At 72.5% G+C, this 19,949-nt stretch carries 15 protein-coding genes and 2 pseudogenes; 11 read left to right on the top strand and 6 right to left on the bottom strand.

Translation table 11 applies throughout. The features are described from left to right. The 3 genes and pseudogenes from ACFVIU_RS27955 to ACFVIU_RS27945 form a co-directional block, all read left to right on the top strand. Positions 1-207, top strand: a pseudogene (locus tag ACFVIU_RS27955) (CoA transferase); the annotation flags it as partial. Positions 208-265: 58 nt separating this feature from the next. Next, the gene (locus ACFVIU_RS27950) at positions 266-1,480 is read left to right on the top strand and encodes an acetyl-CoA C-acetyltransferase (protein WP_385845865.1); all 1,215 of its coding nucleotides are present in this window, start codon (positions 266-268) and stop codon (positions 1,478-1,480) included. A gap of 41 nt (positions 1,481-1,521) precedes the next feature. Beyond that, complete coding sequence (locus ACFVIU_RS27945; protein WP_385845864.1) at positions 1,522-3,705, top strand: 3-hydroxyacyl-CoA dehydrogenase NAD-binding domain-containing protein; 2,184 nt, start codon at positions 1,522-1,524, stop codon at positions 3,703-3,705. Here ACFVIU_RS27945 and ACFVIU_RS27940 read toward each other — a convergent pair. After that, positions 3,691-4,413: a MerR family transcriptional regulator gene (locus tag ACFVIU_RS27940; protein WP_385845863.1), complete on the bottom strand. Its 723-nt coding sequence runs from the start codon at positions 4,411-4,413 to the stop codon at positions 3,691-3,693. The genes ACFVIU_RS27945 and ACFVIU_RS27940 overlap by 15 nt on opposite strands. Before the next feature lie 211 nt (positions 4,414-4,624). Here ACFVIU_RS27940 and ACFVIU_RS27935 point away from each other — a divergent pair, with 211 nt between their 5' ends. Genes ACFVIU_RS27935 through ACFVIU_RS27925 form a run of 3 tightly spaced genes read left to right on the top strand, consistent with a single transcriptional unit; the run spans position 4,625 to position 7,527 of the window. Continuing rightward, positions 4,625-6,091, top strand: coding sequence for an amino acid permease (locus ACFVIU_RS27935; RefSeq protein ID WP_385845862.1), 1,467 nt, complete (start codon positions 4,625-4,627; stop codon positions 6,089-6,091). A gap of 42 nt (positions 6,092-6,133) precedes the next feature. Beyond that, a complete protein-coding gene (locus ACFVIU_RS27930) occupies positions 6,134-6,622 on the top strand; it encodes a macro domain-containing protein (RefSeq protein ID WP_385845860.1) in 489 nt (162 codons plus the stop codon). Further along, on the top strand, positions 6,619-7,527 hold the full coding sequence (locus ACFVIU_RS27925; RefSeq protein ID WP_385845859.1) for an adenosine kinase: 909 nt from the start codon (positions 6,619-6,621) through the stop codon (positions 7,525-7,527). The genes ACFVIU_RS27930 and ACFVIU_RS27925 overlap by 4 nt, the downstream gene beginning before the upstream one ends. 3 nt (positions 7,528-7,530) lie before the next feature. On the opposite strand, the gene ACFVIU_RS27920 is transcribed toward ACFVIU_RS27925, so the two are convergent. Next, positions 7,531-9,021, bottom strand: coding sequence for a M1 family metallopeptidase (locus ACFVIU_RS27920; RefSeq protein ID WP_385845858.1), 1,491 nt, complete (start codon positions 9,019-9,021; stop codon positions 7,531-7,533). Positions 9,022-9,208: 187 nt separating this feature from the next. Between ACFVIU_RS27920 and ACFVIU_RS27915 the strand changes: the two are divergent. Further along, positions 9,209-11,193: pseudogene (locus tag ACFVIU_RS27915) on the top strand (Xaa-Pro dipeptidyl-peptidase). On the opposite strand, the gene ACFVIU_RS27910 reads toward ACFVIU_RS27915, so the two are convergent. Further along, positions 11,112-12,029, bottom strand: a complete 918-nt coding sequence (locus ACFVIU_RS27910) for an FAD-dependent oxidoreductase (protein WP_385845873.1) — start codon at positions 12,027-12,029, stop codon at positions 11,112-11,114. The pseudogene ACFVIU_RS27915 and the gene ACFVIU_RS27910 sit on opposite strands and share 82 nt — an antisense overlap. Positions 12,030-12,148: 119 nt before the next feature. Here ACFVIU_RS27910 and ACFVIU_RS27905 point away from each other — a divergent pair, with 119 nt between their 5' ends. Together ACFVIU_RS27905 and ACFVIU_RS27900 are read left to right on the top strand one after the other, a co-directional pair. Further along, positions 12,149-13,180, top strand: coding sequence for an oxidoreductase (locus ACFVIU_RS27905; RefSeq protein WP_385845857.1), 1,032 nt, complete (start codon positions 12,149-12,151; stop codon positions 13,178-13,180). Positions 13,181-13,219: 39 nt separating this feature from the next. After that, positions 13,220-14,860, top strand: coding sequence for an ABC-F family ATP-binding cassette domain-containing protein (locus ACFVIU_RS27900; RefSeq protein ID WP_385845856.1), 1,641 nt, complete (start codon positions 13,220-13,222; stop codon positions 14,858-14,860). Positions 14,861-14,950: 90 nt separating this feature from the next. Here the strand turns inward: ACFVIU_RS27900 and ACFVIU_RS27895 are convergent, their stop codons facing one another. Next, on the bottom strand, positions 14,951-17,338 hold the full coding sequence (locus ACFVIU_RS27895; protein WP_385845854.1) for a Tex family protein: 2,388 nt from the start codon (positions 17,336-17,338) through the stop codon (positions 14,951-14,953). Further along, positions 17,335-17,487: a hypothetical protein gene (locus ACFVIU_RS27890; protein ID WP_385845853.1), complete on the bottom strand. Its 153-nt coding sequence runs from the start codon at positions 17,485-17,487 to the stop codon at positions 17,335-17,337. The genes ACFVIU_RS27895 and ACFVIU_RS27890 overlap by 4 nt, the downstream gene beginning before the upstream one ends. Between ACFVIU_RS27890 and ACFVIU_RS27885 the strand changes: the two genes are divergently transcribed. Beyond that, positions 17,486-18,445, top strand: coding sequence for a GlxA family transcriptional regulator (locus tag ACFVIU_RS27885; protein ID WP_385845852.1), 960 nt, complete (start codon positions 17,486-17,488; stop codon positions 18,443-18,445). The two genes, ACFVIU_RS27890 and ACFVIU_RS27885, sit on opposite strands and share 2 nt — an antisense overlap. Before the next feature lie 29 nt (positions 18,446-18,474). Next, a complete protein-coding gene (locus ACFVIU_RS27880) occupies positions 18,475-19,110 on the top strand; it encodes a DJ-1/PfpI family protein (RefSeq protein ID WP_385845851.1) in 636 nt (211 codons plus the stop codon). Here ACFVIU_RS27880 and ACFVIU_RS27875 read toward each other — a convergent pair. Beyond that, positions 19,097-19,849: an enoyl-CoA hydratase/isomerase family protein gene (locus ACFVIU_RS27875; RefSeq protein ID WP_385845850.1), complete on the bottom strand. Its 753-nt coding sequence runs from the start codon at positions 19,847-19,849 to the stop codon at positions 19,097-19,099. The genes ACFVIU_RS27880 and ACFVIU_RS27875 overlap by 14 nt on opposite strands. Positions 19,850-19,949 lie beyond the last annotated feature (100 nt).

Genomic DNA, 19,949 nt, shown 5'->3' with positions numbered 1-19,949 from the left:
GAGCCCCCGCACCACCCCCACCTGGCCGCGCGCGCCACAATCCTCACCCACCCCGCAAACACCCACCCCGCCCCCCCCCCCCGCTTCTCCGCGACCCCCGCCGCCGTCCGCGGCGGACCGGCCCTGCCCGGCGCGCACACGGAGTCGGTGGCCCGGGACTGGGCCGTACCCGCGCTGCACGACCCCCCGGCCGCCGACGGCGACTGACCCCACCGACCCAGGCGACCCCGCCCCCGCTCGGCCCACCCTCCCGAAAGGCACTCCAGTGAGCACCGAAGCGTACGTGTACGACGCGATCCGCACCCCGCGCGGCCGCGGCAAGGCGAACGGCGCCCTGCACGGCACCAAGCCCGTCGACCTGGTCGTCGGCCTCATCCACGCGCTGCGCGACCGCTTCCCCGGCCTCGACCCGGCCGCCGTCGACGACATCGTGCTCGGCGTCGTCGGCCCCGTCGGCGACCAGGGCTCCGACATCGCGCGGATCGCCGCGATCGCCGCCGGACTTCCGGACACGGTCGCGGGCGTGCAGGAGAACCGCTTCTGTGCCTCCGGCCTGGAGGCCGTCAACCTGGCCGCGGCCAAGGTCCGTTCCGGCTGGGAGGACCTGGTCCTCGCGGGCGGTGTGGAGTCCATGTCCCGGGTGCCGATGGGCTCCGACGGCGGGGCCTGGTTCAACGACCCGATGACCAACCTCGCCGTCAACTTCGTGCCGCAGGGCATCGGCGCCGACCTGATCGCCACCATCGAGGGCTTCACCCGCCGGGACGTGGACGAGTTCGCGGCCCTGTCCCAGGAGCGCGCCGCCACCGCCTGGAAGGAGGGCCGCTTCGACCGCTCGGTGATCCCGGTCAAGGACCGCAACGGCCTGGTCGTCCTCGACCACGACGAACACATGCGCCCCGGCACCACGGCCGACTCCCTCGCCAAGCTCAAGCCGTCGTTCGCGGACATCGGCGAGCTGGGCGGCTTCGACGCGGTCGCGCTCCAGAAGTACCACTGGGTGGAGAAGATCGACCACGTCCACCACGCGGGCAACTCCTCCGGCATCGTGGACGGCGCCTCCCTGGTCGCGATCGGCTCCAGGGAGGTCGGTGAGCGCTACGGTCTCACCCCGCGCGCGCGGATCGTCTCCGCGGCCGTCTCCGGCTCCGAGCCGACCATCATGCTCACCGGACCCGCGCCCGCCACCCGCAAGGCGCTCAGCCGGGCCGGCCTCACCATCGACGACATCGACCTGGTCGAGATCAACGAGGCGTTCGCCGCGGTCGTCCTGCGCTTCGTGAAGGACATGGGCCTCAGCCTCGACAAGGTCAACGTCAACGGCGGCGCCATCGCCCTCGGCCACCCGCTCGGCGCGACCGGCGCCATGATCCTCGGCACCCTCGTGGACGAACTGGAGCGCCAGGACAAGCGCTACGGCCTCGCCACCCTGTGCGTGGGCGGTGGCATGGGCATCGCCACCATCGTCGAACGCATCTGAACTCCCCGCGGAAACAAGCGACTTCAACGGAGACGACTGTCATGACCGAGAGCACCACCATCCGCTGGGAGCAGGACGACACCGGTGTCGTCACCCTCGTGCTGGACGACCCCGACCAGTCCGCGAACACCATGAACCAGGCGTTCCGCGCCTCCATCCAGGCCGTCGCCGCGCGCGCGGAGGCCGAGAAGGACTCCATCCGCGGCATCATCTACACCTCCGCCAAGAAGACCTTCTTCGCGGGCGGCGACCTCAAGGACATGATCAAGGCCGGTCCCGAGGACGCCCAGCAGGTCTTCGACACCGCGACCGAGATCAAGAGCGCGCTGCGTCGCATCGAGACCCTCGGCAAGCCCGTCGTCGCCGCCGTCAACGGCGCGGCCCTGGGCGGCGGTTACGAGATCGCGCTCGCCTCCCACCACCGGATCGCCCTGGACGCCCCCGGCTCCAAGATCGGCCTGCCCGAGGTCACGCTCGGCCTGCTCCCCGCGGGCGGCGGCGTCACCCGCACCGTCCGGCTGATGGGCATCACCGACGCGCTGCTGAAGGTGCTGCTCCAGGGCACCCAGTACAGCCCCCGGCGCGCCCTGGAGGCCGGCCTGGTGCACGAGGTGGCCGCCACCCCGCAGGAGATGCTCGCCAAGGCCCGCGCCTTCATCGACGCCCACCCCGAGTCGCACCAGCCGTGGGACGTCCCCGGCTACCGGATCCCGGGGGGTACGCCGGCCAACCCGAAGTTCGCCGCCAACCTGCCCGCCTTCCCGGCCAGCCTGCGCAAGCAGACGAGCGGCGCCCCCTACCCGGCCCCGCGCAACATCCTCGCCGCCGCGGTGGAGGGCTCCCAGGTCGACTTCGAGACCGCGAGCACCATCGAGACCCGCTACTTCACCGAGCTGGTCACGGGGCAGACCGCCAAGAACATGATCCAGGCGTTCTTCTTCGACCTCCAGGCCGTCAACTCCGGCGCCAACCGCCCGAAGGGCGTCGAGCCCCGCCAGGTCCGCAAGGTCGCCGTCCTCGGCGCCGGGATGATGGGCGCCGGCATCGCCTACGCCTGCGCCCGCGCGGGCATCGACGTCGTCCTGAAGGACGTCACCGTCGAGGCGGCCCTCAAGGGCAAGGGGTACTCGGAGAAGCTGTGCGCCAAGGCCGTCGCCAAGGGCCGCACCAGCCAGGAGAAGGCCGACGCGCTGCTCGCCCGCATCACCCCCACCGCCGAGGTGACCGACCTCGCGGGCTGCGACGCGGTGATCGAGGCCGTCTTCGAGGACACCGCGCTCAAGCACAAGGTGTTCCAGCAGATCGAGTCCGTGGTCGCGCCCGACGCGCTGCTGTGCTCCAACACCTCCACCCTGCCCATCACCACGCTCGCCGAGGGCGTCGAGCGCCAGACCGACTTCATCGGCCTGCACTTCTTCTCGCCGGTCGACAAGATGCCGCTGGTGGAGATCATCAAGGGCGAGCGAACCGGCGACGAGGCCCTCGCCCGCGCCTTCGACCTGGTCCGGCAGATCAACAAGACGCCGATCGTCGTCAACGACTCGCGTGGCTTCTTCACCTCCCGCGTGATCGGCCACTTCATCAACGAGGGCGTCGCCATGGTCGGCGAGGGGCTGGAGCCCGCCTCCGTGGAGCAGGCCGCGGCCCAGGCCGGCTACCCGGCCAAGGTGCTCTCGCTCATGGACGAGCTGACCCTGACCCTCCCGCGCAAGATCCTCGGCGAGACCCGGCGGGCGGTGGAGGAGGCCGGCGGCACCTACACCGCGCACCCGGCGGAGGCGGTCATCGACCGCATGGTGGACGAGTTCGGCCGCACCGGCCGCAGCGGCGGCGCGGGCTTCTACGACTACACCGAGGACGGCAGGCGCGCCGGACTCTGGCCGGGCCTGCGCGAGCACTTCACCAAGCCGGGCCAGGAGATCCCGTTCCACGACATGCAGGAGCGGATGCTCTTCGCCGAGGCGCTCGACACCGTACGGCTCCTGGAGGAAGGCGTCCTCACCTCGGTCGCCGACGCCAACATCGGGTCGATCCTCGGCATCGGCTTCCCCGGCTGGACGGGCGGCGTGCTCCAGTACATCAACGGCTACGAAGGCGGTCTGCCCGGCTTCGTGGCCCGCGCGCGCGAGCTGGCCGAGCGCTACGGCGAGCGGTTCACCCCGCCCGCGCTGCTGGTGGAGAAGGCCGGGAAGGGCGAGCCGTTCAGCGACTCAGTCCGCCCCTGACCCGCCGAGCCACTCGCCCAGCTCCTCCCGCAGCGACCGCTGGAAGGTCGTGAGCAGCGCCTGCACCACCAGCGGCTGCATATGCGCGGACAGGGACTTCACATCCCGGGTGTCCCGCTCCGCCACCTCGCCGCGGAAGAGCTGGGCCAGTTCGTGGGCCGCGGCGCGCGAGTGCTCCATGAGCACCCCGCGCGCCGCGCGGATCGCGTCCTGCGACAGTGGCGCGTCGAGGAGCCGGACGCCGAGCCGGAGCAGCCCGCAGTCGACCCGGAGCATCCCCTCGTCCTCCTCCCGGACCACGCCCATAGCCGTCAGGCACTCGATGTCCTCGGGTGAGAGGGGGCGTCCGGCGCGCCGTTCGAGTTCGCCCCGCGACACGGTCTCGACCGTGTCCGGCGCCCAGGACGCGACCACCGCGCGATGGATGGCCAGGTCGTGCGGGCCGAGATCCGGCGGCAGCTGCTTGAGGTACCGCTCGATCGCCGCGAGGGTCATGCCCTGCTGCTGAAGCTCCTCGATCAGCGCGAGGCGCGCCACATGCTCGGGCCCGTAGTGCCCCCGCCGGCGCGGACCGATCGCCGGCGGGGGCAGCAGCCCCTTGCTGCCGTAGAACCGGACGGTGCGGACGGTGACACCGGCGCGGGCGGCCAGCTCGTCGACGGTGAGGGTGGGCTCCCCGGTGCCGGGCTCCCCAGTGTCGGTCGTCATGTGCAGCAGTATCGCTGTCTCACCGGAACTGTGAAACCGGTCAAGATCCTGTGAGAAACGCCGCTCTGTGGCGTGGATCACCGCGTATCCGGACAACCCTCTGGGAAGCTGCTGCCTTGGTCTGTACCGATGCCCACCGGCGGGGTGCGGGCCGAGCAAGTACGGACACCCGGGCCCACGAGGTCCGGGCCCACCAGGAAGTGGTACCACCGTGAGCAAGGACGCCGTGCAGTCGGCCCAGGCCGCCGCCCCTCCCCAGGCGCCCCAGACGCCCGCGGACGCGGGCGACGCCGGTTACAGCAAGGACCTCAAGGCCCGGCACGTCAACATGATCGCCATCGGTGGCGCCATCGGCACCGGGCTCCTCCTGGGCGCGGGCGGCCGTCTGCACAACGCGGGTCCGGCGCTCGCCCTGGCCTACCTGGTCTGCGGTGTCTTCGCCTTCTTCGTGGTGCGCGCCCTCGGTGAGCTGGTCCTGTACCGCCCGTCCTCCGGGTCGTTCGTGAGCTACGCGCGCGAGTTCCTCGGTGAGAAGGGTGCCTATGTCGCCGGCTGGATGTACTTCCTGAACTGGTCGACCACCGGCATCGCCGACATCACCGCCATCGCGCTCTACACGCACTACTGGAGCTTCTTCACCTCGATCCCGCAGTGGGTGCTGGCGCTGATCGCGCTCGCGGTGGTCCTCGCGGTGAACCTCATCTCGGTGAAGATCTTCGGCGAGATGGAGTTCTGGTTCGCGATCATCAAGGTCGCCACCATCGTCGGCTTCATGCTGATCAGCATTTTCCTGCTGGCCACCCAGCACAAGGTCGACGGCCACACCCCCGGTCTGAGCGTCATCACCGACCACGGCGGTCTGTTCCCGCACGGCATGATGCCGGTCGTCCTGGTCATGCAGGGCGTGATCTTCGCGTACGCCGCGCTGGAGCTGGTCGGCGTGGCCGCCGGTGAGACCGCCGAGCCGGAGAAGGTCGTCCCGCGCGCGGTGAACTCGATCATGTGGCGGGTGGGCCTGTTCTACGTCGGCTCGGTCGTGCTGCTCGCGCTGCTGCTGCCCGGTTCGGTGTACTCCGCCGACGAGAGCCCGTTCGTGACCGTGCTCTCCAAGATCGGTGTCCCGGCGGCCGGCGATGTGATGAACCTGGTCGTGCTGACCGCCGCCATGTCCTCGCTCAACTCCGGTCTGTACTCCACCGGCCGCATCCTGCGCTCCATGGCCATGGCGGGCTCCGCGCCGAAGTTCACCGGCCGGATGAACCGCAGCCAGGTGCCCTACGGCGGCATCCTGCTGACCTGCGCCGTCTGCGTGCTCGGCGTCGGCCTGAACTACCTGGTGCCCAGCCAGGCCTTCGAGATCGTGCTGAACATCGCCTCCCTGGGCATCATCAGCACCTGGGTGATCATCATGGTCTGCCACATGATCTTCGTCCGCCGGGCCCGCGCCGGCCTGGCGACCCGGCCGCACTTCCAGCTGAAGTTCAGCCCGGTCACCGAGATCGCCACGATCGCCTTCCTGCTGGTCTGCCTCGGCATGATGTGGAACGACCCCGACGTCGGCCGCAAGACCATCCTGCTCATCCCGGTCATCGCCGTCATGCTGGTCGCCGGCTGGTTCGGCGTCCGCCGCCGGGTGTCCGAGAGCACCGCCCAGGAGCCCTCCGAGCTGACGAAGTAGCAGCTCACCGCCACTGTCAGTGGCATCGCCTACGGTGGCGTCATGTCGGAAGCCCAGTACATCCGAGGTGACGCCACCACTCCGTCCGCCAAGGGCACCAAGGTGATCGCCCATGTCTGCAACGACATCGGCGGTTGGGGCAAGGGCTTCGTCCTCGCCCTCTCCCGCCGCTGGCCGGAACCCGAGGCGGCCTACCGCGCCTGGCACCGCGACCGCGCCCGGAACGACTTCGCGCTGGGTGCGGTGCAACTCGTCCAGGTGGAGCGTTACCTGTGGGTGGCCAACATGGTCGGCCAGCGCGGGATCAGGGCCGGCAGCAAGGGCGTCCCGGTGCGCTACGAGGCCATCGACACCGCCCTCGGCCGGCTCGCGGACCGCGTGACGGAACTCGGCGCCTCCGTGCACATGCCCCGCATAGGCTGCGGCCTCGCGGGAGGCAAGTGGTCCCGCGTAGAGCCGCTCATCACCGAACGGCTCGTACGGCGGGGGATCGCCGTGACGGTCTACGACCACGAGGAGGGCCGCGGATGAGTGGGCGGAACGATGTGCTGGTGCTCGGTGGGGCGGGTGTGGACACCATCGTGCACGTCCCGGAACTGCCCCTGCCGTACGCCGACAGCTACATGATCGGCTCCGGGATCCGCACCCGCGCCGGGCAGACCGGCGACTTCGTCGCCCTGGGCCTGGCCGCGCTCGGCCTGCGCACCCACCACCTCGACCTGCTCGGCGACGACCCCGAGGGCGAGCTGGTCCGCGCCCTGCACGAGGCGCACGGCATCGGGCTGACCGCGCTCCCGCAGCCCGCCGGGACCAAGCGCGCGGTCAACCTCGTGGGCCCGGACGGCCGCCGCCTCTCCCTGTACGACACGACCCGCGTCCGCCCCGGCGACCGCTTCCCCGAGGCCATCCTGCGCGAGCTGGCGGCGGCGAGCCGCCATGTGCACGTGACCCTCACCCAGCCCTGCGCCGACGCCCTGCCGGTGCTGCGCACGACGGGCGTACCGCTCTCCACCGATCTGCACGACTGGGACGGCGAGAACCCCTACCACGAGCCGTTCGCCCACACCGCCGACCTCGTCTTCCTCTCCGCCGCCGCCCTCACCGACCCCGAGCGGACCATGCGGCGCATCGCCGAGCGGGGCCGGGCCGAGGCGGTCGTGGCCACCGCCGGGGCGGACGGCGCCCATCTGCTGGCCGACGGCGAGCTGACCCGGATCCCGGCGGCGGTCCCGCCCGCGCCGGTGGTGGACTCCAACGGCGCGGGCGACGCCTTCGCCGCCGCCTACCTCTACGGCCGGCTGAGCGGCGAGCCGCACGAGCGGTGCGCCCGCTACGGCGCGATCGCGGGCGCGTACGCGTGCACCGTCCCGGCCGTCCGCGCGGACGCGATAGACCGGGACGGGCTCCTCGAAGCGGCGGCGGAGCCGGCCGGGTGAGACTCAGCGCACGTCGTTCGTGGCCTCGATCTTCTTCCACGACTTCGGCTGCGTGACCTTCGCACCCGTCGCACCCGTGGCGGCGAAGGAGCGCGCGGCGGGCGCCGCCGGCTTCGACGGCTGGAACAGCCAGGTGTCGAACAGCGCGTCCAGCGGCTTGCCCGACACCTGCTCCGCGTACTTCTCGAAGTCGGCCACCGAGGCGTTGCCGTACGCGTGCTCCGCCGGCCAGCCCTTCAGAATGGCGAAGAAGGCATCGTCGCCGACCGCGTTGCGCAGCGCCTGCACGGCCAGCGCGCCCCGGTCGTAGACGGCGATGTCGAACTGGTCGTCGGGACCGGGGTCACCGGGCTTCACGGTCCAGAACGGGTCGTCGGCCGGGTGCGAGGCGTACACGTAGTCGGCGAGTTCCTGCGTGGTGCCCTCGCCCTCGTGCTCCGACCACAGCCACTGCGCGTACCGCGCGAAGCCCTCGTTGATCCAGATGTCCTTCCAGCCCTTGAGCGACACGTCGTCGCCGTACCACTGGTGGGCCAGCTCGTGCACGACGACGGAGGTGTTGGCGCCGTTCGCGAACTGCTTCGGGCTGTAGTAGACCCGGGTCTGCGTCTCCAGGGCGTACCCGGTGGTGGTGTTCGGCACATAGCCGCCGGCGCTGCTGAACGGATACGGCCCGAAATAGCCGCTCAGCCAGTCCACGAGTTCCCCGGTGCGCTCCACACTGGCCCGCGCCGCGCCGTCGTTGTCGCCGAGGTCCTTGCTGTAGGCGTTGACGATCGGCACCCCGCCGTCGGAGGTGCCGGTGGTGATGTCGAACTTGCCGACGGCGAGCGTGGCCAGATAGGTCGCCTGCGGCTTGTTCTCCCGCCAGTTGTAGCGGGTCCAGCCCAGCTTCGAACTCGACGACTGGAGCGTGCCGTTGGAGATGGCCTGGGTGCCGTCCGGCACCGCCACCGACACGTCGTAGGTGGCCTTGTCCAGCGGGTGGTCGTTGCTCGGGAACCACCACCAGGCGGCCTCGGGCTCGTCGGCGGCGACCGCGCCGTCCGGGGTGCGGTGCCAGGTGGTGAAGCCGTACGCGCTCTTCGTCGACGGCACCCCGCTGTAGCGCACCACGACCGTGATCGGCGTGTCCTTCTTCAGCGGGGTCTTCGGCGTGATCACCAGCTCGTGCTCGCCGGAGTGCGCGAAGGCCGCCGCGCTGCCGTTGACCCGTACCTCGCTGACGTCCAGCAGGAAGTCCAGGTCGAAGCTGGACAGGTCCTGCGTGGTCCGGGCCAGGATCGTCGCCGTGCCGTCCAACTCGTCCGTCGCCGGCTGGTACCGCAGCCGCAGGTCGTAGTGGGAGACGTCATAGCCGCCGTTGCCGTAGGACGGGTAGTAGGGGTCGCCGATGCCCGGCGCGCCGGGGGAGTAGCTCGCGGCCGATGCTGGGATCGCCAGCAGGAGGGAGGCCGCCGCCAGTGCGCCCGGCGCGATGATTCTGCGGTGCACGTCAGCTCCAAGTCGTCTGGACTGCAAGTCCGTTCGGAGAAGGTGTTCGGAGCCTATTCAGTCTCTGTGGTCCCTGACCTGTCCATGGCCCCTGCTGTCACACGATCGCCATTCAGCCGTCACGCGGCCACACGTGTCGCCCGTTTTCGCTCTCGTGCACCGCAGTTGCCGGGAGTACCGTCCGCCCATGCCGAGACACTCATCGGAAGACCCGCGCCGCACACCCTGGCGGGCGCCGGCCGTGGCGGTCGTCGCCCTCCTGACGGCCGCCCTCCTCACCCCGGCCGTCGCCCATGCCGCGCCCCGCGAGAACCACGGGAACCGCGAGAGCCGGCCCGTCTACTCCTATGCCAACGCCGTCCGTGAGTCCGTCTGGGTGGACACGGGCTTCGACGCGGACGGGGACGGCCGGACCGACCGGGTCGCCGCCGACATCGTCCGGCCCGCCGAACCCGCCCGGCAGGGCCGCAAGGTGCCGGTCGTCATGGACGCCAGCCCCTACTACGCGTGCTGCGGGCGTGGCAACGAGAACCAGGTCAAGACGTACGACACCCATGGCCGGGTGGTCCGTATGCCGCTCTTCCTCGACAACTACTTCGTGCCCCGCGGCTACGCCTTCGTCGGCGTCGACCTCGCCGGCACCGGCCGCTCCGACGGCTGTGTGGACGTCGGCGGCCGCTTCGACATCCAGTCCGCGAAGGCCGTCATCGACTGGCTGGGCGGCCGCGCCCGCGGCTACAGCAGCCGCACCGGCGGCAGGCCGGTCAAGGCGACCTGGACCGACGGCACGACCGGCATGATCGGCAAGAGCTGGGACGGCACCGTCGCCAACGGCGTCGCCGCCACCGGCGTCCGGGGACTGAAGACCATCGTCCCCATCAGCGCCATCTCCTCCTGGTACGACTACTACTTCGCCCAGGGCGCCCCGCTCCACGACAGCGGCCCCGACCGGCTGGCAGGCGCCGTGGAGAGCGACGGCGCGCGAGCCCACTGCGCCGCCGTCCAGCGAAGGCTCGCCGACGGCAGCCCGCGCAGCGGCGACTGGACCCCGCTGTGGACCGAGCGGGACTACGTCAAGGACGCGGCCAAGGTGCGCGCCAGCGTGTTCCTCGTGCACGGCATGCAGGACCTCAACGTCCGTACCCGGCACCTCGGCCAGTGGTGGGACGCCCTGGCACGGCACGGGGTGCGGCGCAAGATCTGGCTGTCCCAGACCGGCCATGTCGACCCCTTCGACTACCGGCGCGGCGCCTGGGTCGACACCCTGCACCGCTGGTTCGACCATGAACTGCTCGGCTACGACAACGGGATCGACCGCGAGCCGATGGCCGACATCGAGCGCCACCCCGACCAGTGGGTCACCTCGCCGACCTGGCCCCCGCGCACCACCCGCACCGTCACCCTGCACCCGGCCCCGGGTGCCCGGCCCGGCGTCGGCACCCTCGGGGCGCGCTCCGCCACCGGCACCGAGGCCTTCACCGACGACCCGACGCTCGGCGAGACCGACTGGGCCGCGCACCTGACCACGCCCACCCCCGAGAAGGCCGGCTTCCTGACCGCACCGCTCAGCCACGACCTGCGCCTGTCCGGCTCCTCCCGGGTGACGGTCACCGCGACCCCGAGCACCGCGTCGGCCCATCTGTCCGCCGTCCTCGTCGACCTCGGGCCCGACACCCTTCGCGACTACGCCGACGACGGCGAGGGCATCAGCACGCTGACCCGGCGCACCTGCTGGGGCGAGAGCACGGCCGGTGACAGCGCCTGCTTCAAGGAGACCCGGGCGAAGACGACCGAGGCCGGCTTCACGGTGTTCAGCCGCGGCTGGGCCGACCTCGGCCATCACGCCTCGCTCGACAGAGGCGTGCCGCTCACCCCGGGCACGGCCTACACCATGACCCTGAACCTCGCGGCCACCGACCATGTCGTACCCGCGGGGCACCGGCTGGCCCTGATCATCGCGGGCACCGACCGGGACCTCATCGAACCCCCGTCCACCAGGCCGACGCTCACGCTGGACCTCTCCCGCACGACAGCCGACCTCCCGCTCGCCTAGCCGGTGCGGCCGCCGAGGGGCGCACAACCCGCGCCCCTCAGACGGCCGTGAGCGCCAGCCCGGCCGCCTCCCGCGCGCATCCCCACGCCACCGTGACCCCGGCGCCGCCATGGCCGTAGTTGTGCACCAGCACCGGGCCGCCGCCCGGCAGCGCCTCCCGCTCCAGCCGTACCGCATCGCGCACCGGCCGCAGGCCCACCCGATGTTCCAGCACCCGGGCTCCCGCGATCTCCGCCCGTACCGCCGCACAGCGGGCGACGATCGCCGCGGCCACGGCCGGGTCCGGCTCCGGCGACCAGTCGTCCTCCTGCGACGTACCGCCGAGCAGCAGTCTGCCGGGCTGCGGGATGAAGTAGGTGGAGTCGGTGGGGGAGCGGTCGACGGAGACGTACCAGTTCGTGATCCCCGGGTTCGCCACCACGACCAGCTGCCCGCGCACCGGCCGTACCGCCGGGTCCGGCACCAGGGACCGGGCCCCGAGTCCCGTGCAGTTGACCACGACGGCCGCCGGCACCGCGGCCAGGTCGGTCACCTCGCGCGACTCCACCGCGCCACCGGCCCGTACGAGCCGCTCCCGCAGCCAGCCCAGATACACCGGCATGTCGATCACCGGCAGCCGCGCCGCCAGCCCGTCCGCCACCGCCCGCAGCCCCGGCACCCGGCCGGCCCAGTCGCCCAGCTCGTCCAGCCGGACCCCCTCGTGTACGCCCTCGACCAGACGTACGCCCGTCTCCCGCGGCCGGAGGGCCAACTCCTCGTACACCGCGAGGGATTCCAGCGCCCACGCCCCGGCCAGCGGCTCCGGTTCGATGCGGTACGGCCACCACAGGCCGCCGGCGACCGCCGAGACCGTCCGCTCGGCCGGCTCCCGCGCCCACACCCGCACCCGCCGCCCCGACTCGGCCAGCACCACGGCCGTCGTGAGGCCGGCGACCCCGCCCCCGACCACGATCACTTCGTCACCCGGCTCGCTGTCCACGCCAGGACGATAGGCCCTGCCCGGACTAAGGGACAGCGCCCGGCGAATATGTCATGCGGCGCTCACATCCGTCCCGGTGTGGGGATACTCACAGCATGTCTGCCGTATACGCGACCTTCGGCGTGGCTCCGGCGATGCGCGCCGGGGGTGTCCTCGCCGACGGCGGTGTCCGGACCCACCGCGACTTCCTGGACTTCGTCGTGGACGGCCGCCCCCTGCTGCCGCTCCTGTCCGACCTGGACGCCGTCTCCCCGCTCGCCTCCGACGTGCCGCCCGCGATCTTCACCGCGCACGTCCGGGCGCTGCTGCTGGAGGCCGGACCCCCGCTGGCGGACGGCCGGTTCGTCCTCTACGGCTGCCCCGAGTGCGAGGACCTGGCCTGCGGAGCGGTCACGGCCGTCATCGAGCGCGACGGCGAGGACTACGTGTGGCGGGACCTCGCCTGGCAGACGGGACCGCGGGCGGACCTGGAGCGCGACGGCTATCACGGCATAGGACCGTTCCGCTTCCACGGCCCCGAGTACCGCGCCGCCCTCACCGCCCTGGTCGACGGCCCCGCCGCACCCCGCCGCCGGGTCCTGCTGATCGGCGCCCGGGCCGGCGGGCTCGCCCGGACGGCCGCCGCGCTGCGCGCCATCGGCGTCGGCGCGGACATCACCCCGGACGCCCGGGACGTGCCCGCCGAGGAACTGCGCGGATACGGCGCCGTCGCCTTCGCCGACACGGTCACCGCGGCCGAACGCGCCGAGATGCGGCGGGCGTTGGAGCGCGCCGGCATCGAGGCCGGGTGCGTCGAGGCGCCCGCCCCGATCGTGCCGGTCTTCGTCGCCCAGATCGAGCAGGCCCTGGACCGCGGCCCGCTCCCGGGGCGCCGGCTGACGGCGCTGGCCGCCGCCGACGGCACGGCGGTCGTGGAGGTGACCTCGGCGTGCCGGGTGCGGATCACCGCGTACCGCCAAGGCCGGCTCCGCCGCAACCGCGCCCACGAGGTCTTCGACGGCACCCTGACACCCGGCCGGCACCGCGTCCCCCTGGACCCGGGGGCCGTCAAGGGGGACGCCTACCTGGTCGCCCGGACCGCACAGGCCGTGCTCGTGGCACCGGTGCACCACGGCACAACAGGCTGAGGCACACCCGACCAGCCAGCCCCTTAAACTCGGCGTCTGATGACTGCCACTCTCGTCGCCAAGAACCTCGCCGCCGGGCACGGCGACCGCTCCCTCTTCTCCGGGCTCGACCTCGTCGTCGCGCCCGGCGACGTGATCGGGCTGGTCGGTGCCAACGGCGCGGGCAAGTCCACCCTGCTGCGGATGCTCGCCGGGCTGCTCGCGCCCGAGCACGGCGAGCTGCGGCTGTCCCCGCCGGCCGCAACCGTCGGCCATCTGCCGCAGGAGCCGGAGCGCAGGCCGGGGGAGACCGTCCGGGAGTTCCTCGGCCGCCGCACCGGCGTGACCGCCGCACAGCGCGTGATGGACGAGGCCACGCAGGCGCTGGTGGACGGCGCCCCCGGGGCCGACGACGCCTACGCCACCGCCCTGGAGCGCTGGCTCGGCCTCGGCGGCGCGGACCTGGAGGAGCGTGCGGAGGAAGCGGCCGACTCGCTCGGCCTCGCCGTCGGCCTGGACCAGCCGATGACCTCCCTCTCCGGCGGCCAGGCCGCCCGCGCCGGCCTCGCCTCCCTCCTGCTGTCCCGCTACGACGTCTTCCTCCTGGACGAGCCCACCAACGACCTCGACCTCGACGGCCTGGAGCGCCTCGAACGCTTCGTCACCGGTCTGCGCGCGGGCACGGTCGTCGTCAGCCACGACCGCGAGTTCCTCACCCGCACGGTCACCAAGGTCCTGGAACTCGACCTGGCCCAGCAGCAGATCAACCTCTACGGCGGCGGCTACGCGGCCTACCTGGAAGAGCGCGAGGTGGCCCGCCGGCACGCCCGCGAGGACTACGAGGAGTACGCCGACAAGCGGGGCGCCCTCCAGGACCGCGCCCAGATGCAGCGCACCTGGATGGACAAGGGCGTGAAGAACGCCCGGCGCAAGGCCGGCAACGACAACGACAAGATCGGCCGCAAGTTCCGCAGCGAGGCCAGTGAGAAGCAGGCCGCCAAGGCCCGCCAGACGCAGCGCATGATCGAACGCCTGGAGGTGGTCGAGGAGCCGCGCAAGGAGTGGGAGCTGCGCATGGAGATCGCGTCCGCCCCGCGCTCCGGAGCGGTGGTCGCCACCCTGCGGGACGCCGAGGTACGGCGCGGGGACTTCACCTTCGGACCGGTGTCCCTCCAGATCGACTGGGCGGACCGGGTCGCGGTCACCGGCGCCAACGGCGCGGGCAAGTCGACCCTGCTGGGCGCGCTGCTGGGCCGTGTCCCGCTCGACTCCGGGCACGCCGCGCTCGGCTCCGGCGTCCTGGTCGGCGAGGTCGACCAGGCCCGGGGGCTGTTCCACGGCCCGGAGACCCTGCTGGACGCCTTCTGCGCGGCCGTGCCCGACACCGAGCCGGTCGAGGTCCGCACGCTGCTCGCCAAGTTCGGCCTGAAGTCGGAGCACGTCCTGCGCCAGGCCGCGACCCTCTCCCCGGGCGAACGCACCCGTGCCGCCCTCGCCCTGCTCCAGGGCCGGGGCGTCAACCTCCTCGTCCTCGACGAGCCGACGAACCACCTCGACCTGCCCGCCATCGAACAGCTGGAGCAGGCCCTGGACGCCTACACCGGCACCCTCCTCCTGGTCACCCACGACCGCCGCATGCTGGACGCGGTCAGCGTGTCCCGCCACCTGGAGGTCGCGGACGGAAAGGTGACGGAGCGCTAGCAAGCGGAAGCCGGGTGCCGGGTCAAGGCGGTCCCCGGTTAAGGCGGGTCCCGGGGTTTCGGCCCGGGACCCGGACAGTGCCCCGCCGGGCTACCGCTTCTTCGGGTCCAGCAGGCCCGCCCGCCGCAGCGCGTCGGCCATCGCGCTGTTGCCCGGCGGCGGGGCCTGACGCCCGCCCCGGTCGCCGCCCTTGTCGCCACCGCGGCCCTGGCGCTGGCCCTGCCGCTGCTGGGGCGGCCGGGCGCCGCCGCCGCGCTGCTGCCGGCCGCCGCCCTGGCCCTGCGGCGACGCCTCGTCGTCCAGGCGCAGGGTGAGCGCGATCCGCTTGCGCGGGATGTCCACGTCGAGGACCTTCACCTTGACGATGTCACCCGGCTTCGCCACATCGCGCGGGTCCTTGACGAACGTCTTCGACATCGCCGACACATGCACCAGGCCGTCCTGGTGGACGCCGATGTCCACGAACGCGCCGAAGGCGGCCACGTTCGTCACCACGCCCTCCAGGACCATCCCGGCGGCCAGGTCGGAGATCTTCTCCACGCCCTCCTTGAAGGTGGCCGTCCGGAACGCCGGACGCGGGTCACGCCCGGGCTTCTCCAGCTCCTTCAGGATGTCCGTCACCGTGGGCAGACCGAAGGTGTCGTCCACGAAGTCGGCGGGCCGCAGCGAGCGCAGCACGCCCGTGTTGCCGACGAGGGAGGCCACCTCCTGGCCCGTGGTCTTCACCATGCGGCGCACCACCGGATACGCCTCGGGGTGCACGCTGGACGCGTCCAGCGGGTCGTCGCCGCCCCGGATCCGCAGGAAGCCCGCGCACTGCTCGAACGCCTTCGGACCGAGCCGCGCCACCTTCTTCAGCTCCGAGCGGGAGCGGAACGGCCCGTTGGCGTCCCGGTGCGCGACGATGTTCTCGGCGAGCCCGGAGGAGATGCCCGACACCCGCGCGAGCAGCGGCACGGACGCGGTGTTCACGTCCACGCCGACGCCGTTCACACAGTCCTCGACGACCGCGTCCAGCGAGCGGGACAGCTTCACCTCGGACAGGTCGTGCTGGTACTGGCCGACCCCGATCGACTTGGGGTCGATCTTCACCAGCTCGGCCAGCGGGTCCTGGAGCCGACGGGCGATGGAGACCGCGCCGCGCAGCGACACGTCCAGGTCCGGCAGCTCCTGCGAGGCGTAACTCGAGGCCGAGTACACCGAGGCGCCGGCCTCGGACACCATCACCTTGGTGAGCTTCAGCTCCGGGTGCCTGGCGATCAGCTCGGTGGCGAGCTTGTCGGTCTCACGGGACGCGGTGCCGTTGCCGATCGCGACCAGCTCGACCGCGTGCTCCTTCGACAGCCGCGCCAGCTTGGCGATCGCCTCGTCCCACTTGTTGGCGGGGACGTGCGGGTAGATCACGTCGGTGGCCACCACCTTGCCGGTGGCGTCGACCACGGCGACCTTCACACCGGTGCGGAAGCCGGGGTCCAGGCCCAGGGTCGCCCGGGTGCCGGCCGGCGCGGCGAGCAGCAGGTCGCGCAGGTTCGCGGCGAACACGTTCACCGCCTCGTCCTCCGCCGCCGTACGCAGCCGGAGCCGCAGGTCGATGCCGAGGTGGACCAGGATCCGGGTGCGCCAGGCCCAGCGGACGGTGTCCGTGAGCCACTTGTCGGCGGGCCGGCCGCGGTGGGCGATGCCGAACCGCGCGGCGATGATGCCCTCGTAGGAGGACGGGCCGTCGGTGGCCTCCTCCGGCTCCAGGACGAGGTCCAGGACCTCCTCCTTCTCACCGCGCAGCATCGCCAGGATCCGGTGCGAGGGCAGCTCGGTGAACGGCTCCGCGAAGTCGAAGTAGTCGGCGAACTTGGCGCCCGCCTCCTCCTTGCCCTCGCGCACCTTCGCGGCCAGCCGGCCGCGCACCCACATGCGCTCGCGCAACTCGCCGATCAGGTCGGCGTCCTCCGAGAACCGCTCGGTGAGGATCGCCCGCGCGCCGTCCAGCGCGGCCTGCGGATCGGCGACGCCCTTGCCGGCGTCCACGAACGCGGCGGCGGCCGCCAGGGGGTCCACCGTCGGGTCGCCGAGCAGGCCCTCGGCCAGCGGCTCCAGGCCCGCCTCGCGCGCGATCTGCGCCTTGGTGCGCCGCTTGGGCTTGTAGGGGAGGTAGATGTCCTCCAGCCGCGCCTTGGTCTCGGCGCCCCGGATCCGGGCCTCGAGCTCCTCGGTCAGCTTGCCCTGCTCGCGCACCGACTCCAGGATCGCGGTCCGCCGCTCCTCCAGCTCCCGCAGATAGCGCAGCCGCTCCTCGATCGTGCGCAGCTGCGCGTCGTCGAGCATCTCGGTCGCTTCCTTGCGGTAGCGGGCGATGAAGGGCACCGTCGAACCGCCGTCGAGCAGCTCCACCGCGGCCTTCACCTGCCGCTCCCGTACGCCGAGTTCCTCGGCGATCCTGCCTTCGATGGATCCCGCTCCGATGGATCCGGGTGTCGTCACGATCCCGTACCGCCTTCTCCGCTGAGGTTGCGCGGCAATTGTGGCAGGTGACGCCGACCACCGGGGATCAGGGCGGCACGCGGCATGGCGGAAAAGGTGGGAAATCCGTCGTTGCCGTCATCGCGCGGCCCGCCAACAATCGTGGACATGACGCCACGCACCCTTCTCGTCGTCCTCTTCGACGGCGTCCAGAGTCTCGACGTCACCGGTCCCGTGGAGGTCTTCACCGGTGCCGAGCGGCACACCCCCGGCTCGTACCGCCTCCGTACCGCCTCCCTGGACGGCGGCCCGGTGCGCACCTCCAGCGGGCTGACCGTCGTACCGGACGGGTCCCTGGCCGGGGAAGCCGGTCCGCACACGCTGGTGGTGCCCGGCGGGGAGGGCACCGAGGGCCCCGATCCGCGGCTGGTGGAGTGGCTGCGGGCGCACGGCCCGCGGGCCCGGCGCCTGGTCTCCGTCTGCACCGGTGCCTTCCTGCTCGCCCGGGCCGGGCTGCTGGACGGCCGACGGGTGACCACGCACTGGGCGTACTGCGCGAAGCTCGCCCGGGACCACCCGGCCGTCGAGGTCGACCCGGACCCGGTCTACGTCCGGGACGGGCCCGTGGCCACCTCGGCCGGGGTCACCGCGGGCATCGACCTCGCGCTCGCGCTGGTCGAGGAGGACCTCGGCCGGCAGGCCGCGCTGACCGTCGCCCGGCACCTGGTGGTGTTCCTGCGCCGGCCGGGCAACCAGGCCCAGTTCAGCGCCCAGCTCGCCGCCCAGACCGCCCGGCGCGAGCCGCTGCGGGACGTCCAGCAGTGGATCACCGAGCACCCGGACGCCGATCTGGGCGTCGAGGCGCTCGCCGCCCGCGCCGCCCTCTCCGCGCGCCAGTTCACCCGCGCCTTCCAGGCCGAGACCGGCACGACGCCCGGCCGGTACGTCGACCGGGTCCGCCTCGAACACGCCCGGCGGCTGCTGGAGGACACCTCCGACGGCGTCGAGCGGATCGCCCGCGCCAGCGGCTACGGCACCCCCGAGGCCATGCGCCGCGCCTTTCTGCGCACCCTCGGCACCTCCCCGGCCGAGTACCGGCGCCGGTTCCGCCCGGCGACCGCCCTCTGACCCCTCACCCTCTACGGAAGGACAAGCCTGTGCAGATCGCCGTCGTTCTCTACGACCGGTTCACCGCCCTCGACGCCGTCGGCCCCTACGAGACCCTGGGCCGGCTCCCGGACGCGGAGACCGTGTTCGTCGCCGAGCGCACCGGACCCCACCGCACCGACACCGGACACCTCGCGCTCACCGCCGACCGCACCCTCGCCGACGTACCGTCCCCGGACATCGTGGTGGTGCCGGGCGGTCCCGGCCAGAACGCGCAGATGGACAACCCGGTGCTGCTGGACTGGCTGCGCGCGGCCGACGCGACCAGCGCCTGGACCACCTCCGTGTGCACGGGCTCGCTGCTGCTGGCCGCCGCCGGGCTGCTCACCGGGCGCCGCGCCACCTCGCACTGGCTGGCCCTGGACCAGCTGCCGCGCTTCGGCGCCGAGCCCACCGGGGAGCGGGTGGTCGTGGACGGCAAGTACGTCACCGCGGCCGGGGTCTCCTCCGGCATCGACATGGGGCTGACGCTGCTCGGCAGGGTCGCGGGCGACGAACACGCCATGGCCGTCCAGCTGCTGACGGAGTACGACCCGCAGCCGCCCTACGACGCCGGCTCCCCTCAGAAGGCCCCGGCCCACCTGGTCGCGGAGTTCCGCACCAGGAGCCGCTTCATCCTGTCGTAGGGACGCTCCAGCCGAACCGCGGCGGCCGGCGTTCCAGGAACGCGGCGACACCCTCCTCCATCTCCCCGCCGGCCCGCGCCTGGGCGGCCCAGTGGGCGTCGCGGTCGGTCCGGCCGTTCGCGAACTCCTTCGCGGCGGCCTGGGTGAGCTGGGAGCGGGACACCAGGGTCCGGGCCAGCTCGGCCACCCGCTTGTCCAGTTCGCCCTCGGGCAGCACCTCGTCCACGAACCCGGTGCGCAGCGCCCGCTCGGTGTCGATCAACTCGGCCGAGAACAGCAGGTACTTGGCGGTGGCCGGGCCGACCAGCGACACCAGACGGCGGGTGGAGGAGGCCGGGTAGACGATGCCGAGCCGGGCCGGGGTCACCCCGAACAGGGCGCCCTCCTCCGCCAGCCGCAGATCGCAGGCCCCGGCGAGCTGCGCCCCGCCGCCCACGCAGTGCCCGCGCACCGCGGCGAGCGTCGGCTTGGGGAAGGCGGCGAGGGCCTCCTCGGCCGCCACCGCGAGTTCCTGCGGCTCCGCCGAGCCCCGGAGCGAGGAGATGTCCGCGCCCGCGCAGAAGGTGGCGCCCGCGCCGGTCAGCACGAGCACCCGTACGCCGGGGTCGCGCGCCAGCTCGTCGAGCAGCGGCGGGAGGGCCCGCCACATCGCCGCGGTCATGGCGTTGCGCTTCGCCGGGTGACGGATCACCACGGTGGCTACGGAGTCGGCGATGTGGTGGGACAGCTCAGGGTCCATGGGCCGGATGTTACCGGCCGGTCCGGGCGCACCGGCGGGGACCGGTCACGCGTTACGGAGGACGGTCCAGCGGGGACAAAGGGGAGATACGGCGGCAAAG

This window comes from Streptomyces sp. NPDC127190 (genome assembly GCF_042672505.1).
Lineage (GTDB): Bacteria > Actinomycetota > Actinomycetes > Streptomycetales > Streptomycetaceae > Streptomyces.
This window is presented reverse-complemented; position numbering and strand designations above follow the sequence as displayed.

Bases quoted from the DNA above. Each gene is read 5' to 3' on its own strand.
- ACFVIU_RS27945 (WP_385845864.1), top strand. From the start codon at position 1,522: ATGACCGAGAGCACCACCATCCGCTGGGAGCAGGACGACACCGGTGTC.
- ACFVIU_RS27940 (WP_385845863.1), bottom strand. From the start codon at position 4,413: ATGACGACCGACACTGGGGAGCCCGGCACCGGGGAGCCCACCCTCACC.
- ACFVIU_RS27930 (WP_385845860.1), top strand. From the start codon at position 6,134: ATGTCGGAAGCCCAGTACATCCGAGGTGACGCCACCACTCCGTCCGCC.
- ACFVIU_RS27925 (WP_385845859.1), top strand. From the start codon at position 6,619: ATGAGTGGGCGGAACGATGTGCTGGTGCTCGGTGGGGCGGGTGTGGAC.
- ACFVIU_RS27905 (WP_385845857.1), top strand. From the start codon at position 12,149: ATGTCTGCCGTATACGCGACCTTCGGCGTGGCTCCGGCGATGCGCGCC.
- ACFVIU_RS27900 (WP_385845856.1), top strand. From the start codon at position 13,220: ATGACTGCCACTCTCGTCGCCAAGAACCTCGCCGCCGGGCACGGCGAC.
- ACFVIU_RS27885 (WP_385845852.1), top strand. From the start codon at position 17,486: ATGACGCCACGCACCCTTCTCGTCGTCCTCTTCGACGGCGTCCAGAGT.
- ACFVIU_RS27890 (WP_385845853.1), bottom strand. From the start codon at position 17,487: ATGTCCACGATTGTTGGCGGGCCGCGCGATGACGGCAACGACGGATTT.
- ACFVIU_RS27875 (WP_385845850.1), bottom strand. From the start codon at position 19,849: ATGGACCCTGAGCTGTCCCACCACATCGCCGACTCCGTAGCCACCGTG.